This is a genomic window from Actinomadura nitritigenes (assembly GCF_017573545.1).
Classification (GTDB): domain Bacteria; phylum Actinomycetota; class Actinomycetes; order Streptosporangiales; family Streptosporangiaceae; genus Spirillospora; species Spirillospora nitritigenes.
On record NZ_JAGEOK010000008.1, the window covers coordinates 161178 to 175998 of the forward strand.

Here is a 14821-nt window from a genome sequence, read left to right on the forward strand (position 1 = left end):
CCGGATGAACCGGTGGCCCGCTCCCCTCAATCGGACCGGACTTGTCCTGGTCGGGGCGATCATGGCCGCCGCGGGCGGCGCGGGGCTGGCGCGGGGGGCCGGGGTGTTCGGCCAGGACCGGGCCACCGGCCGGGTGTTCAGCGGCGCCGTCCGGCGGTACGCCGCGGATCACGGCTGGTTCTGGCCGGCGGTCGCGGCGGCGGTGATCGTGCTGGCGCTGCTCGGGCTGGCCTGGCTGTTCGCGCAGGGCCGGCCGGGACGGCTGCCGGGGCTGGCGATGGAGCCGGACGCCGCCGGCGGGCGGACGCGCCTGTCGGGGAAGGCGGTGACGGACGCGCTGGAGTCCGAGGTCGGCGAGTACCCGGGGGTGCGGACGGCGCGGGCCCGGCTGATCGGTTCGTCGCGGCGGCCGGAGCTGCGGCTGAGCGTCGCGTACGGGCGGCGCGCGGATCCGGCGGAGCTGCGGAGCCGCATCGAGGAGGAGGGGATGCCGCGGCTGGCGGCGGCGCTCGGCCGCGAGTCGGTGCCGGCGGTGGTGCGGCTGCGGCTGGTGAAGGGCGACCGCGGGGACACGCTGCTCTGACCTTTGGCGACACCTTTGGGGCTTGTTGGGCATGAACGGCGGTTTATCTGATTAGCGTGTTCAGTGAACATGACGTCGAGAGGGATGAGGAGGCTCGCTTGGACCTGCCAGTTCCGGGTGGCTCCGTCGAGGGGTCTTTCGACGCATGGAAGGAACAGACGGACCACGGCATGGGCCCCTCCCGCTAGAGCGGCCCGAAGACCCGGGGGTGCGGCGGCGACGCCGCGCCCCCGGGTTCTTCATGTGAGGGGTCGGCCGCCGCACTCGGCGTCCGATGCGGGTTGTGTTCTCCAACCGACTTCGCTTTGATGGTTGGAAAACGCAACTCACTGGGAGAGCCATGCCGCCCGCCACCCCCTCACCTCCCCCCCGCCCGACCTCGACCACGCCCTCGACCCGGCCGGACGGCGCATCGCCTTCACCGGAGGCCGGTGCGGCTCCTGGTCCGGCGGCGTCGGCGGCCACCCGTCCGGCGGACGAGCCTGCCGCGGCGCGGTTCGGTGTCGTCTTCGCCGTGGTGGCGGCCGGTGTCGCCATGGCCAACCTGGACGTCTTCATCGTCAACGTCGCGCTCCCCGACGTCGGCCGGCACTTCACCGGGGCGTCGCTGTCGTCCCTGTCCTGGATCCTCAACGCCTACGCCGTCGTCTTCGCCGCCCTGCTCGTCCCCGCCGGCCGGTTCGCCGACCGCACCGGGCCCAAGCGCGCCTACCTCGGCGGCATCGCCGTCTTCACCGTCGCGTCCGCGGCGTGCGCGGTGGCGCCCGGTGTCTGGTCGCTGGTCGGGGCGCGCGCCGTCCAGGCGGCGGGCGCCGCGTTCCTGACCCCGTCCTCGCTCGCGCTGCTCGTCGCCGCCGCGCCCCCCGCGCGCCGGCTCGCCGCCGTCCGCGCCTGGACCGCGATGAGCGGCCTCGCCGCAGCGCTCGGCCCGGTCGCCGGCGGCCTGCTCACCCAGCTCGACTGGCGCTGGGTGTTCCTCGTCAACGTCCCCGCCGGCATCGCCGTGCTGCTGGCCGGCCCGCGCGTCGTCCGCTCGCCGGGCCGGGGCGCTGCGCCGGCCGGGCGGACGGCGCGGCCCGATCTCGCCGGAGCGGGCCTGCTGACGGCGGGCATCGCCGCGCTCGCGCTCGCGCTGGTCAAGAGCAACGACTGGGGGTGGGACTCCGGAGGCGTCATCGGGACGCTGGTGGCGGCGGCGGTCCTGCTGGTGCTGTTCGTGCGCCGGTCGGCCCGCCACCCCGAGCCCGTGCTGCCGCTGCCGCTGCTCAGGGTCCCCGGCTTCGCCCCGGCGTCCGTGGCGAACCTGCTCTTCGCGGTCGCGTTCGCCGCGATGCTGCTCTCGGCGGTCCTGTGGTGCCGGCAGGTCTGGCACTGGTCCGCGCTGCGGACGGGACTCGCGATCGCGCCCGGCCCGCTGATGGTCCCGGGCCTCGCCGTCGGCGCGGGCCCGCTGGCCCGGCGCACCGGCGCGGCCCCCATCGCGATCGCCGGCTGCGCGGCCTTCGCGGCCGGCATCGCGTGGTGGACGTGGATGATGAGCCCGGACGACGGATACGCGGCCGGCATGCTGCCCGGGATGCTGCTCACCGGCGTGGGTGTCGGGCTGGCCCTGCCCACCCTCGTCGGCGCCGCGGTGTCCGCGCTGCCGCCCCGGGACTTCTCGACCGGCTCCGGCATGGTCACGATGGCGCGGCAGATCGGCACCGTCCTCGGCGTCGCGATGCTGATCGCCGCGCTGGGCCCGGACGCCGCGCCGGGCGGGGCGGGCGCGTTCGACGACGGCTGGCGCCTGGTGCTCCTCGCGACCCTCGCGACGGCCGCCGCCTGCCTCCTGATCCGCCGCCCCCGCCCCACGGCCGCCGCCCCGGCCGCCGCCCCGCCCGGCGACTCCGCCGGGTCCGTCTAGGCGGGAGGAAGTGTGAGGGGCGGCACGCTCGCCGGTGGGTTGTGTTTTCCAACCCGCCGGGCGGATACTGGGCAGTAAGTTGGAGAACACAACGGAGGTGGTCATGCGGGACGCGGTGATCGTGGAAGCGGTGCGCACGCCGGTCGGCAAGGGCAAGCCGGGCGGCGCGCTGCACGCCGACCATCCGGCCGACCTGCTGGCGCGGACGCTGAGGACGCTCGTCGAACGGTCCGGGATCGACCCCGGGCAGGTGGACGACGTGATCGGCGGGGTCGTCACCCAGGTCGGCGACCAGGCCCTCAACATCACCCGGACCGCCGTCCTGGCGGCCGGGTTCCCCGAGACCGTGCCGGCCATGACCGTCGACCGGCAGTGCGGCTCGTCCCAGCAGGCGCTGCACATCGCCGCGCAGGGCGTGCAGAGCGGCGCGTACGACATCGCGATCGCGTGCGGCGTGGAGTCGATGTCGCGGGTGCCGATGGGGTCGAGCGTGCTGCCCGGCAGCGACCCGTTCGGCCCGATGCTCGGCGAGCGGTACCCGGACGGCCTCGTCGGGCAGGGCATCAGCGCGGAGCTGATCGCCGCGAAGTGGGACCTGTCCCGCGAGGAGCTCGACGCCTACGCCTACGAGTCGCACCGCCGCGCCGCCGAGGCGTGGAAGAACGGCGAGTTCGACCGGGAGGTCGCCTGGACCGGGCAGCGCGACGAGACCGTGCGGCCCGGCACGTCACCGGAGATCCTCGCCGGCCTCAGGCCCGCCTACCACGACGAGCGGACGGCGGCGCGGTTCCCCGAGATCGGGTGGAAGGTCACCGCCGGGAACGCGTCCCCGATCAATGACGGCGCCGCCGCCGTCCTGGTCATGGGCGCGGACGTGGCGGAGCGGCTCGGCCTGCGCCCCCGCGCCCGGTTCCACGCGTTCGCGGTCACCGGCGACGACCCGCTGCTCATGCTGACGGCGATCATCCCGGCGACGGAGAAGGTGCTGGCCAGGGGCGGCCTGACCCTCGGCGACATCGACCTGTTCGAGGTGAACGAGGCGTTCTCCCCGGTCGTGCTCGCCTGGCAGCGCGAGACCGGCGCCGACCTCGCGCGCGTGAACGTCCGCGGCGGCGCGATCGCCATCGGGCACCCGCTCGGCGCGAGCGGCGCCCGCATCATGACGACGCTGCTGCACGCCCTGGAGGACCGCGGCGGGCGCTACGGGCTGCAGACGATGTGCGAGGCCGGCGGCCTCGCCAACGCGACGATCGTCGAGCGGCTGTGACGGGCGGGCCGGTCGTGGCGGGCGGGCCGTCCGGAACCGGCGGCTAGGCTTCCCGGTATGCCGAAGGACGCCCACCCCCGCGAGTGCTCCATCGCCGACACCCTGGACATCGTCGGCGAGCGGTGGACGCTGCTCGCGATCCGGGAGCTCAGCTACGGCGTCCGCCGGTTCGACCGGATCGCCCGCAACACCGGGGCGGCCCGCGACATCCTCACGACCCGGCTCCGCAAGCTCGAGGCGAACGGGATCGTCCACCGCGAGCGCTACAGCGACCACCCCGTCCGCTACGAGTACCACCTCACGGCGGCGGGGCGGGAGCTGTGCGACGTGCTGATCGTCCTGATGGCGTGGGGCGACCGGCACCTGCACCCGGACGACCCGCCGGTCCGCTGGCAGCACTCCTGCGGCGAGACCCTCAGCCCGATGGTGGTCTGCCGGCACTGCGGCGACGAGGCGCGTCCCGGGGCCCACTCGCCGACGGGCCGCGGCGCCCTCACCTCCTGACCCCGGAGAGACGGCGAAATGCGATAGAAGAGGGACATCTGCAGGAAGGTGCGAGATGTCCGCGATGCCGTTGAGGGCCGATGATCCCGCGCACGTCGGCTCCTGGGAGATCGAGGGGCGGCTCGGCGAGGGCGGGCAGGGCGTCGTCTACCTCGGGCGCGGGGCCGGCGGCGAGCGGGTCGCGGTCAAGGTGCTGCGCGGGCTGGACGAGGAAGCGCTGCGGCGGCTGAGCCGCGAGGTCGAGACGGCCCGGCGGGTCGCGCCCTTCTGCACGGTGCGCGTCCTCGACGTCCGGCTGGATCCCGCCTCCGCCTACGTGGTCAGCGAGTACGTGGACGGCCCGTCCCTGCAGGACGCGGTGAAGACCGACGGGCCGCGGCGGGGCGCGGCGCTGGAACGGCTGGCCATCGACACGGCGACCGCGCTCGCCGCCGTCCACTCCGCGGGGGTCGTGCACCGGGACTTCAAGCCGCACAACGTGCTGCTCGGCCCGGACGGCCCGCGGATCATCGACTTCGGGATCGCGCGGGAGCTGGACGTCACGTCCTCGCTGACCAGGGGCCCGATCGGGACGCCGGCGTACATGGCGCCCGAGCAGATCGAGGGTCGCCCCGCCACCGCCGCGGCGGACGTGTTCTCCTGGGGCGCGACCATGGTGTTCGCCGCGACCGGGCATCCGGCGTTCGCGCGGGACGGCGTGCAGGCGCTGTTCCACCAGATCCTCAGCGAGGACGCGGACCTGTCCGGCCTGGACGGGTGGCTGCGCGACCTGGTCGCGTCCTGCCTCGCCAAGGACCCCGCCGAGCGGCCGACGGCGGCGGAGGTGATCTCCCGCCTGACGGCGCGGACCGCGTGGCAGCCCGTCGACACGCTTCCCGCCGCCGCGTCGCCCGCGCCCGCGTTCGCGTCGCCGCCTCCGGCGTCCGTGCCTCTTCCGCCCGAGGCACCGCCTCCCACGTCACCGCCTCCCACGTCACCGCCTCCCACGTCACCGCCTCCCACGTCACCGCCTCCCGCGGCCGGGCTCGCCGGCACCGTGCCGCAGCAGGCGCAGTGGACGGCACCGCCGGGGTGGTCGCAGCCGGCCCTTCCCCCGGGCGAAGCGCGCCGCCGCCGGGTCTGGCCCTGGCTGACGGTCGCCATCACGCTGCCGGTCGTCGCGGCCATGGTGGCGGGCGGCGTCATCGTGGTGCGGCAGGTGCTGCGCCACGAGAGCCCCGCCGCCGTGGCGTCCCTTCCGTCGGACATGTGCTCGATCTACGACTCGAGCGCGGGGAAGCGGGTCCTGAGCGACATGGGCGCCGCGAAGGGCAAGCGCATCCCGCGGAACAGCACCGACCAGTACGGGGAGTGGAAGCTCTGCGCGTTCGGCACGGACCTCTTCCCGCCGACGGACACCTTCCAGATCCAGCTGAACCTCTACAACCGCGACGACCCGCACCAGGGGGTCGATGACGCGCGCAAGGCGTTGCGCGGCGGCACGAACTTCGGTTGTACCGCGCCGCCCGCCGCCGGCGGAGGCGTGGGCGAGGAGAGCTGCGAGGGAGTCACCAGCAGTTCGTGGGCCGAGGTCGTGGCGCGCAAGGGCAACATCATCGCGATGGCCTCCTGCTCCGCGCCGACCATCGACGACCGCTACCGCAAGGCCCTGCGCCGCGCCGCCGACCTGGCCCTCGACAAGGCCCTGTAGCTCACGGCCCTGTAGCTCACGGCCCTGTAGCTCACGGCCCTGTAGCTCACGGCCCTGTAGCTCACGGCCCTGTAGCTCACGGCCCTGCAGCTCACGGCCCTGCAGCTCACGGGGCGGCCGCCCCTCAGCACTCGATGACGTTGACGGCGAGACCGCCGCGCGAGGTCTCCTTGTACTTGTCGAGCATGTCGCGGCCGGTGTCGCGCATCGTCTTGATCGCCTTGTCGAGGGAGACGAAGTGGCGGCCGTCGCCGCGCAGGGAGATGCGGGCGGCGCTGATGGCCTTGATGGCGCCGACCGCGTTGCGCTCGATGCACGGGACCTGGACGAGGCCGCCGACGGGGTCGCAGGTCAGGCCGAGGTTGTGCTCGATACCGATCTCCGCGGCGTTCTCGACCTGCTCGGGGGTGCCGCCGAGGACCTCGGTGAGCCCGGCGGCGGCCATCGAGCAGGCGGAGCCGACCTCGCCCTGGCAGCCGACCTCGGCGCCGGAGATCGAGGCGTTCTGCTTGAACAGCACGCCGATCGCGCCGGCGGTGAGCAGGAACCGGACGGCGCTCTGGTCGTCGCCGCTCTGCACGAACCGGTCGTGGTAGTGCAGGACCGCGGGGATGATGCCCGCGGCGCCGTTGGTCGGGGCGGTGACGATGCGCCCGCCCGCGGCGTTCTCCTCGTTGACGGCGAGCGCGAAGAGCGTGACCCAGTCCATCGCGTGCAGCGGGTCGGACGCCTGCTCCGCCGACAGCTGGCGGTGCAGCTGCGGGGCGCGCCGCCGCACCTTCAGGCCGCCCGGCAGGAGGCCCTCGCGGGTGCAGCCGCGGGTGACGCAGGCCCGCATGACGTGCCACAGCGCGAGGAGCCCGTCGCGGATCTCCTCCTCGGTGCGGCCGAACGCCTTCTCGTTCTCCAGCATGAGCGCCGAGACGGACAGGCCCGTCTCGCGGCAGCGGTCGAGGAGCTCGGCGGCGGTGTCGAACCGGTGCGGCAGGACGGTGTCGTCCGGCTTGATGCGGTCGGCGCCGGTGGCGTTCTCGTCCACGATGAAGCCGCCGCCCACCGAGTAGTACACCTTGGAGCGCAGTTCCTCGCCGGACGCGTCGAACGCGGTGAACCGCATCCCGTTGGGGTGGCCGGGCAGCGACTCCTTGCGCTCGAAGACCAGGTGCTCGCCGACGGCGAAGGGGACGTCGTGCGAGCCGAACAGGCGGAGGGACTTGCGCTCGCGGATCGCGGCGAGCCGCCCGTCCACCGTGTCGACGTCGACGGTCTCCGGCTTGTCGCCTTCGAGGCCGAGGATGACGGCCTTGTCGGACCCGTGCCCCTTGCCGGTGAGGCCGAGGGAGCCGTAGAGGACCGCCTGGACCGACGCGGTCCGCCCCAGCAGGCCGTCCCGGTGCAGGCCGCGGGCGAAGCGGTGGGCCGCCGCCATGGGGCCGCCCGTGTGCGAGGACGACGGGCCGATACCGATCTTGAAGAGGTCGAAAACGCTGATGGCCATGGGTGCTACCTCGTCGTAGCGCGCGCCCCCTTCCCGCCCTGAGGGGGAAGGGGGCGCGAAGGAGTTACAGGTCGGGGTACAACGGGTGCTTGTCGGCGAGGGCCTTCACCCGCGCCGACAGCGCCACGGCGTCGAAGGACGGCTGCAGCGCCAGCGCGATGACGTCGGCGACCTCGGCGAAGTCCTCGGCGGTGAAGCCGCGGGTCGCGAGGGCCGGCGTGCCGATCCGCAGGCCGGACGTCACCATCGGCGGGCGCGGGTCGTTCGGGACCGCGTTCCGGTTGACGGTGATGCCGATCTCGTGCAGCCGGTCCTCGGCGTCGCGCCCGGTGAGCTCGGAGTCCACCAGGTCGACCAGGACGAGGTGCACGTCCGTGCCGCCGGTGAGCACCTTCACGCCGGCCTTCGCCGAGTCCTCGGCGAGGAGCCGCTCCGCGAGGATCTTCGCGCCCTCGACGGTGACGGCCTGCCGGGCCTTGAACCCGTCCGACGCGGCGATCTTCAGCGCGACCGCCTTGGCGGCGATCACGTGCTCCAGCGGGCCGCCCTGCATGCCCGGGAACACCGCCGAGTTGATCTTCTTGCCGAACTCCTCGCGGGCGAGGATCAGGCCGCCGCGCGGGCCGCCGAGCGTCTTGTGCGTCGTGGTGGTGACGATGTCCGCGTACGGGACGGGCGACGGGTGCAGCCCCGCCGCGACGAGCCCGGCGAAGTGCGCCATGTCCACCATGAGCAGCGCGCCGACCGAGTCGGCGATCTCCCGGAACGCGGCGAAGTCGAGCCGGCGCGGGTACGCCGACCAGCCCGCCACGATCATCTTCGGCCGGTGCTCGGCGGCGAGGGAGGCGACCTCGTCCATGTCGACCAGGCCGTCCTCCGCGCGGACGTGGTAGGGCACCACGTTCAGCACCTTGCCGGAGTAGTTCAGCCGCATCCCGTGGGTGAGGTGCCCGCCGTGCGCGAGGTCGAGGCCGAGGATCGTGTCGCCGGGCTGCAGCAGCGCGAAGTAGACCGCGGTGTTGGCCTGCGCGCCGCTGTGCGGCTGCACGTTGGCGTGCTCGGCGCCGAACAGCGACTTGGCACGGTCGATCGCCAGCTGCTCGGTGACGTCGACGAACTCGCAGCCGCCGTAGTACCGCTTGTCCGGGTACCCCTCGGCGTACTTGTTGGTCAGGACGGAGCCCTGCGCCTCCAGCACCGACACCGGCGCGAAGTTCTCCGACGCGATCATCTCGAGGGTGGACTGCTGGCGGCGCAGCTCGGCGTCCACCGCCTCGGCGACCTCCGGGTCGGCCGTGGCGAGGGAGTCGTACAGGTTCACCTGAGCTCTCCCCGATTCCACGTCAGCTCTCCTCGATCAGCTTGTCGTAGGACTCGGCGTCGAGCAGGTCGCCCGGCTCGTCGGAGATCCGCACCTTGAAGATCCAGCCTTCGCCGTACGGGTCGTCGTTGATCACCTTGGGTTCGTCCACCACCGCGCTGTTGATCGCGGTGATCTCGCCGCTGACCGGCGAGTACAGGTCGCTGACCGACTTGGTCGACTCGATCTCCCCGCACGGCTCGCCGGCCTCGACGGCGTCGCCCTCCGAGGGCTGCAGCTCGAGGTAGACGATCTCGCCGAGCGCGTCGGCGGCGTGCGCGGTGATGCCGACCGTGACGATGCCGTCCTCGCCACCCAGGCCGGCCACCCACTCGTGCTCTTCGCTGTAGCGGAGCTGCTCCGGAACGCTCACGATCTTTTTCTCTCTCTTCCCATGTGGGGGCCGGGCCCCCACACCCCCGGACGACTGTGTTTCAGGAACGCTTGTAGAACGGCAGGGCGACCACGTCGACCGGCTCCTGCCTGCCGCGCACGTCCACCGCGAGGCCGGCCTCCTCGACGCCGCTGTCGAGGTAGGCCATGGCGATCGGCGTGCCCAGTGTGGGCGACGGGGCGCCGCTGGTCACCACGCCGCACGGCGTGCCGTCCGGCGCGACGACCTGGTACCCCTTCCGGGGCGCGCGACGCCCGCGCGCCACCAGTCCCACGAGCCTACGGCCCGCGGGGGTCTGCGCCTGCGCCGCCAGGGCCGCCTTCCCGACGAAGTCGACCGCCTTGTCCAGTTTGACCACACGGCCGAGGCCGGCCTCGAACGGGGTCGTCTCCCGGGTCAGCTCGTTGCCGTACAGCGGCATCCCGGCCTCCAGGCGGAGCGTGTCGCGCGCGGAGAGCCCGGCGGGCACGACCCCGTCGACCGCCGCGAGCGCCTTCCACAGCGCGACGGCGTCGGCGGCGTCCACGAACAGCTCGAAGCCGTCCTCGCCGGTGTAGCCGGTGCGGGCGATCAGGGCGTCCACGCCGGCGACGCGGTCGGCGAGGATCGCGTAGTAGCGCAGGTCGGCGAGCGGCGCGCCGGTGAACCCTTCGAGGATCTCCTGCGCGCGCGGGCCCTGGAGCGCGATCAGCGCGTAGGCGTCGGAGCGGTCGTCGACGGCGGCCTCGAAGCCCGCGGCCCGCTCGGTCAGCGCGTCCCGGACCACCGCGACGTTCGCGGCGTTCGCGACCACCATCCACGTCTCGTCGGCGAGCCGGTAGACGATCAGATCGTCGAGGACGCCGCCGTCCGGGTCGCAGATCATCGTGTACCGGGCCTTGCCCACCGCCATCGGCGACAGGTTCCCGACCAGCGCGTGGTCCAGGGCGCCGGCGGCGCCGGGGCCGGACAGGAAGATCTCTCCCATGTGGGACAGGTCGAACAGCCCCGCGCCGGTGCGGACGGCCTGGTGCTCGGCGGTCTCGCTCCGGTAGCGCAGCGGCATCAGGTAGCCGGCGAAATCGACGAGGTTCGCGCCGAGGTCCTGGTGGACGTCGTGCAGCGGCGTCTTCTTCGGGGTCGGGTCGGCGGACATCGGTTCGGCTCCTTCGTCACGGGCGCGCGTGTCCATCGTCCCACTCGCGCACCGGGCGTATCGGTGCCTCCCCCTCTGTCATCGGCGCCTGAGAGCTTCACCCGCCGCCCCGTACGGGACGCGGCGCGGGCTTTCACCTTCGGCGGGGGACCGGGGTCCCCGCTTTCCAGAGGTCGCCTGGTCCGTGCGGTCCGTGGGCCTGAGAGGTTCCGGGGAGGATTTGCTCCTTCGGCGTCCCACGCCGGCTGCGTGGAACTCTCCCGCACGGGATCAACGGCGTCGCGCAAAGGCTAGCAGCGGCAACGCCGTGCGACCAGCGGCCGCCGCGCCCTGCCGGCGGCATGCCGGATGCACGGCGGCGGCACGGCGGGCCCGGCCGGACGCGCTGCGCACTCCGGCCGGGCGGCCGATCACTTCGGCGTGGCGGCGGGGGTGCCGGACATCGCCTTCACGCACGCCTGCAGCGCAGCCCTGATCTTGGCCAGCTCCGCCTTCGACGGCGTCGAGCTCGGGTGCGGGCTGGGCATCGTGATGCCGTGCCTGCGCACGCAGTCGTTGAACTTCTGGGCGTACTGCGCCGTCCCGTTCCCGCCGGGGGCGGTCGGCGCGGCCCCGGCGCCCTTCGAGGCGCCGGACGCCCCGGAACCCCCCGACGGCGCGGACGACGCCCCGGGGGCCGACGCGGCGGTGGACGACGAGGCGGTGCTCTTCTTGTCCGAACCGCCGCATCCGCCGAGCGCGAGCGACAACGCCAGGACCGCCACGAGACTGCGCTTCACAGGATCACTTCTCCAGGGACCGGGGGTGGGAAGCGCCATGATGCGCAGAAAGCCGCGCATGCGCCTACCGACGGGCGTGCCAAGAAAACGCGGGCCGGTTAGCACCGCGGCGCGTAGCGGGCGCCCTACAGGGGCGTCACATAGGCCCCGGAGATGCCGCCGTCCACCAGGAACTCCGACGCCGTGATGAACGACGCGTCGTCCGACGCCAGGAACGCGACCGCCGCGGCGATCTCCGACGCCTCGGCGAAGCGGCCCACGGGGACGTGGACGAGGCGCCGCGCCGCCCGCTCAGGGTCCTTGGCGAACAGCTCCTGCAGGAGCGGGGTGTTGACGGGGCCGGGGCACAGCGCGTTCACGCGGATGCCTTTCCGCGCGAACTGCACCCCCAGCTCCCGCGACATCGCCAGGACGCCGCCCTTGGACGCGGTGTAGGAGATCTGCGACGTCGCCGCGCCCATCACCGCGACGAACGACGCCGTGTTGATGATCGATCCCTTGCCCTGCTCCAGCATGTACGGGATGACGTGCTTGCAGCACAGGTAGACGCTGGTCAGGTTGACGTCCTGCACGCGTTTCCAGGCGTCCAGGCCGGTCTCCAGGATCGAGTCGTCGTCGGGCGGCGAGATCCCGGCGTTGTTGAACGCGACGTCGACGCGCCCGTAGGCGCCGTGGACCGTCCGGTACAGGGCCTCGACCGCGTCCTCGCTGGTCACGTCCACCTGCACGAACAGTCCGCCGAGCTCGTCGGCGGCGCTCTTGCCGGCGGTCTCGTCGACGTCGGCGACGACCACCTTCGCGCCCTCGGCGGCGAAACGGCGCGCGGTGGCCAGGCCGATGCCGCTGGCGCCGCCGGTCACGACGGCCACCCGGCCTTCCAGACGCTGCATGCTGCTCTCACTCCTGTCACTCACGGGGCTTGCGGGGACGGCGCCGGCCGGGGCTAGTCGGCGGCGATGAAGACGTTCTTGGTGTCGGTGAACGCGTCGAGCGCGTCCGGGCCCAGCTCGCGGCCGAGGCCGGACTGCTTGAACCCGCCGAACGGCGTCCAGTACCGCACGGACGAGTGGGAGTTCACCGACAGGTTCCCGGCCTCGACGGCGCGGGACGCGCGCAGGGCGCGGCCGACGTCGCGGGTCCAGATCGAGCCGGACAGCCCGTAGGGGGTGTCGTTGGCGATCCGGTACGCGTCGGCCTCGTCCTCGAACGGGACGACGGTGACGACCGGCCCGAACACCTCGTCGTGCCAGGCGGGGAGCGTCGCGAAGTCCGGGGTGGCGAGGACGGTCGGCGGGAACCAGAAGCCGGGGCCCTCGGGCGCCGAGCCGCGGATCACGACGGGCGCGCCGTCGGGCACGTAGGACGCGACCCGGTCCCGGTGCGCGGCGCTGATCAGCGGCCCCACCTCGGTCTTGCCGTCGCGCGGGTCGCCGACGGCGACGCCGTGCACGGCCGGTTCGAGCAGTTCGAGGAACCGGTCGTAGACGGACCGCTCCACCAGGATGCGGGAGCGGGCGCAGCAGTCCTGGCCGGCGTTCTCGAACACCGCGTACGGGGCGGTCGCGGCGGCCTTCTCCAGGTCGGCGTCCGCGAAGACGATGTTGGCGGACTTGCCGCCGAGCTCCAGCGTCAGCCGCTTCACGCCGGGCGCGCACGCCTGCATGATCTCCTTGCCGACCCGGGTCGAGCCGGTGAAGACGATCTTGCGGACGTCCGGGTGGTCGACGAGCCGGCGGCCCGCCACCGGCCCGGCGCCCGGCAGCACCTGCAGCACGCCCTCCGGCAGCCCCGCCTCCAGCGCCAGTTCCCCGACGCGGCGGGCGGTCAGCGGGGTGAGCTCCGCCGGCTTGACGATCACCGTGTTGCCCGCGGCGAGCGCGGGCGCCATGCCCCAGCCCATGACCGGCATCGGGAAGTTCCACGGCACGATCACGCCGACGACGCCGAGCGGCTCGGCGAACGTCACGTTCACCCCGCCCGGCACCGGGATCTGCCGTCCGGTGAGGCGCTCGGGCGCGGCGGCGTAGTACTGCAGGACGTCCCGCAGGTTGCCGGCCTCCCAGCGGGCCTGCCCGACCGGGTGCCCGGCGTTGCGGACCTCCAGCGCGGCCAGCTCGTCCAGATGCTCGTCGATCTTCCCGGCGAACGCGCGCAGCAGCCGCGCCCGGTCGCCCGGCGCCAGGTCCCGCCACGCCGGGAACGCCCGCCCGGCCCGCTCCACCGCCGCGTCGGTCTCGTCCGCCGACGCCAGCGCGACGACCTCCACGACCTCCTCGGTCGCCGGATTCAGAACCTCGAACTCGCTCATGTCCCCCTCGATGCCTCGTTCTTCCGCGGCTACAGGCGCTCGAAGCCGCGGAACATCTCCCAGTCCGTCACCGCCCGGTCGTAGGCGTCCAGCTCCACGCGCGCGTAGTTGGCGTAGTGCTCGACGACCTCCTTGCCGAACGCCTCGGCGGCCAGGGAGCTGCGCTCCCAGTCGGCCGCCGCCTCGCGGAGCGTCCCGACCACCGTCTCCGCGTCGGTCGCGTACGCGTTGCCCGCGTACGGCTCCTCCAGCGGCAGCTCGTTCTCGATGCCCTGGAGACCCGCCGCTATCAGCGCCGACACCGCCAGGTACGGGTTGACGTCGCCGCCCGGCACCCGGTTCTCGATCCGCAGCGACGGCCCGTGCCCGACGAGCCGCAGCGCGCACGTCCGGTTGTCCACGCCCCACTTGATCGCGGTGGGCGCGAACGAGCCCGGCTGGTAGCGCTTGTAGGAGTTGATGTTCGGCGCGTACAGCAGGGTGAAGTCGCGCAGGCACGCCTGCTGGCCCGCGATGAAGTGCTCGCCGGTCTTCGACAGCCCGTGCGGGCCGTCCCCGGCGAGGACGGGCGTCCCGTCGGCGTCGCGCAGCGAGATGTGCACGTGGCAGGAGTTGCCCTCCCGCTCGTTCGGCTTCGCCATGAAGGTGATCGACATGCCCTCCTGGGCGGCGATCTCCTTCGCGCCGGTCTTGTACAGGACGTGGTTGTCGCACGTCCGCAACGCCTCGTCGAACCGGAACGCGATCTCGTGCTGGCCGAGGTTGCACTCGCCCTTGGCCGACTCGACGTACATCCCCGCGCCGGTCATGCCGTTGCGGATCCGGCGCAGCAGCGGCTCGACACGGGCGCCGCCGAGCAGCGAGTAGTCCACGTTGTACTGGTTCGCCGGGGTGAGGTCCCGGTACGCCTTCCGCCAGGCGTCCTCGTAGGAGTCCTGGTAGACGACGAACTCCAGCTCCGTCCCGACGTAGGCGCCCCAGCCCCGCGCCGCCAGCCGGTCGAGCTGGCGGCGCAGGATCTGCCGGGGCGAGGGCGCCACGTCGGAGCCGTCCTCCCACACGATGTCGGCGTGGACCAGCGCCGCGCCCTCCTGCCAGGGGATCCGGCGGAGCGTCCCGAGGTCGGGGCGCATGACGAAGTCGCCGTAGCCCCGATCCCAGGACGACATGGAGTAGCCGTCCACCGTGTTCATGTCGACGTCGACGGCCAGCAGGTAGTTGCAGCCCTCCGAGCCGTGCCCGGCCACCTCCTCCAGGAAGTAGCGGGCCGACAGGCGCTTGCCCTGCAGGCGCCCCTGCATGTCGGTGATCGCCACGATCACGGTGTCGATCCGGCCCTCCGCCGCCTCCCCGCGCAGCTCGTCGAGGGTGAGCGATGTGGTCACGTGTCCGGTCTC

General features: G+C 73.3%; 13 protein-coding genes and 2 riboswitches. Of the genes, 5 read left to right on the forward strand and 8 right to left on the reverse strand.

All coding sequences use genetic code 11. From position 1 onward, the window contains the following. Nucleotides 1–4 precede the first annotated feature (4 nt). The 5 genes from J4557_RS14225 to J4557_RS14245 all read left to right on the forward strand — a co-directional run bounded on the left by J4557_RS14225 (nucleotide 5) and on the right by J4557_RS14245 (nucleotide 5950). Entirely contained in the window at nucleotides 5–583 is a 579-nt protein-coding gene (locus J4557_RS14225) for an Asp23/Gls24 family envelope stress response protein (protein WP_208266986.1), read from the forward strand. Nucleotides 584–1097: 514 nt separating this feature from the next. After that, entirely contained in the window at nucleotides 1098–2489 is a 1392-nt protein-coding gene (locus tag J4557_RS14230) for an MFS transporter (protein WP_307799769.1), read from the forward strand. Between the two features lie 103 nt (nucleotides 2490–2592). Further along, the gene (locus J4557_RS14235; protein ID WP_208266987.1) at nucleotides 2593–3756 is read left to right on the forward strand and encodes a thiolase family protein; all 1164 of its coding nucleotides are present in this window, start codon (nucleotides 2593–2595) and stop codon (nucleotides 3754–3756) included. A 57-nt stretch (nucleotides 3757–3813) separates the two neighbouring features. Continuing rightward, nucleotides 3814–4260 (forward strand): winged helix-turn-helix transcriptional regulator, encoded by a 447-nt coding sequence (locus J4557_RS14240; protein WP_208266988.1) that lies wholly within the window; start codon nucleotides 3814–3816, stop codon nucleotides 4258–4260. Between the two features lie 55 nt (nucleotides 4261–4315). Further along, a complete protein-coding gene (locus J4557_RS14245) occupies nucleotides 4316–5950 on the forward strand; it encodes a serine/threonine-protein kinase (RefSeq protein ID WP_208266989.1) in 1635 nt (544 codons plus the stop codon). 124 nt (nucleotides 5951–6074) lie between these two features. On the opposite strand, the gene J4557_RS14250 is transcribed toward J4557_RS14245, so the two are convergent. The 8 genes from J4557_RS14250 to J4557_RS14285 all read right to left on the reverse strand — a co-directional run bounded on the left by J4557_RS14250 (nucleotide 6075) and on the right by J4557_RS14285 (nucleotide 14809). Beyond that, a complete protein-coding gene (locus tag J4557_RS14250) occupies nucleotides 6075–7448 on the reverse strand; it encodes an L-serine ammonia-lyase (protein WP_208266990.1) in 1374 nt (457 codons plus the stop codon). Between the two features lie 64 nt (nucleotides 7449–7512). After that, nucleotides 7513–8769, reverse strand: a complete 1257-nt coding sequence (glyA, locus tag J4557_RS14255) for a serine hydroxymethyltransferase (RefSeq protein ID WP_307799807.1) — start codon at nucleotides 8767–8769, stop codon at nucleotides 7513–7515. Between the two features lie 22 nt (nucleotides 8770–8791). Next, nucleotides 8792–9181: a glycine cleavage system protein GcvH gene (gene gcvH / locus J4557_RS14260; protein ID WP_173099099.1), complete on the reverse strand. Its 390-nt coding sequence runs from the start codon at nucleotides 9179–9181 to the stop codon at nucleotides 8792–8794. A 61-nt stretch (nucleotides 9182–9242) separates the two neighbouring features. Then, entirely contained in the window at nucleotides 9243–10337 is a 1095-nt protein-coding gene (gcvT, locus tag J4557_RS14265) for a glycine cleavage system aminomethyltransferase GcvT (protein WP_208266991.1), read from the reverse strand. Between the two features lie 72 nt (nucleotides 10338–10409). Next, nucleotides 10410–10510: riboswitch (glycine riboswitch) on the reverse strand. A gap of 4 nt (nucleotides 10511–10514) precedes the next feature. Next, a riboswitch (glycine riboswitch) is annotated at nucleotides 10515–10610 on the reverse strand. Nucleotides 10611–10747: 137 nt separating this feature from the next. After that, complete coding sequence (locus J4557_RS14270) at nucleotides 10748–11116, reverse strand: hypothetical protein (RefSeq protein ID WP_208266992.1); 369 nt, start codon at nucleotides 11114–11116, stop codon at nucleotides 10748–10750. A gap of 125 nt (nucleotides 11117–11241) precedes the next feature. Further along, entirely contained in the window at nucleotides 11242–12006 is a 765-nt protein-coding gene (locus J4557_RS14275) for a 3-oxoacyl-ACP reductase (RefSeq protein WP_208266993.1), read from the reverse strand. A gap of 53 nt (nucleotides 12007–12059) precedes the next feature. Beyond that, entirely contained in the window at nucleotides 12060–13424 is a 1365-nt protein-coding gene (locus tag J4557_RS14280; protein ID WP_208266994.1) for an aldehyde dehydrogenase family protein, read from the reverse strand. Between the two features lie 29 nt (nucleotides 13425–13453). After that, entirely contained in the window at nucleotides 13454–14809 is a 1356-nt protein-coding gene (locus J4557_RS14285; RefSeq protein ID WP_307799771.1) for a glutamine synthetase family protein, read from the reverse strand. Nucleotides 14810–14821: the final 12 nt, after the last annotated feature.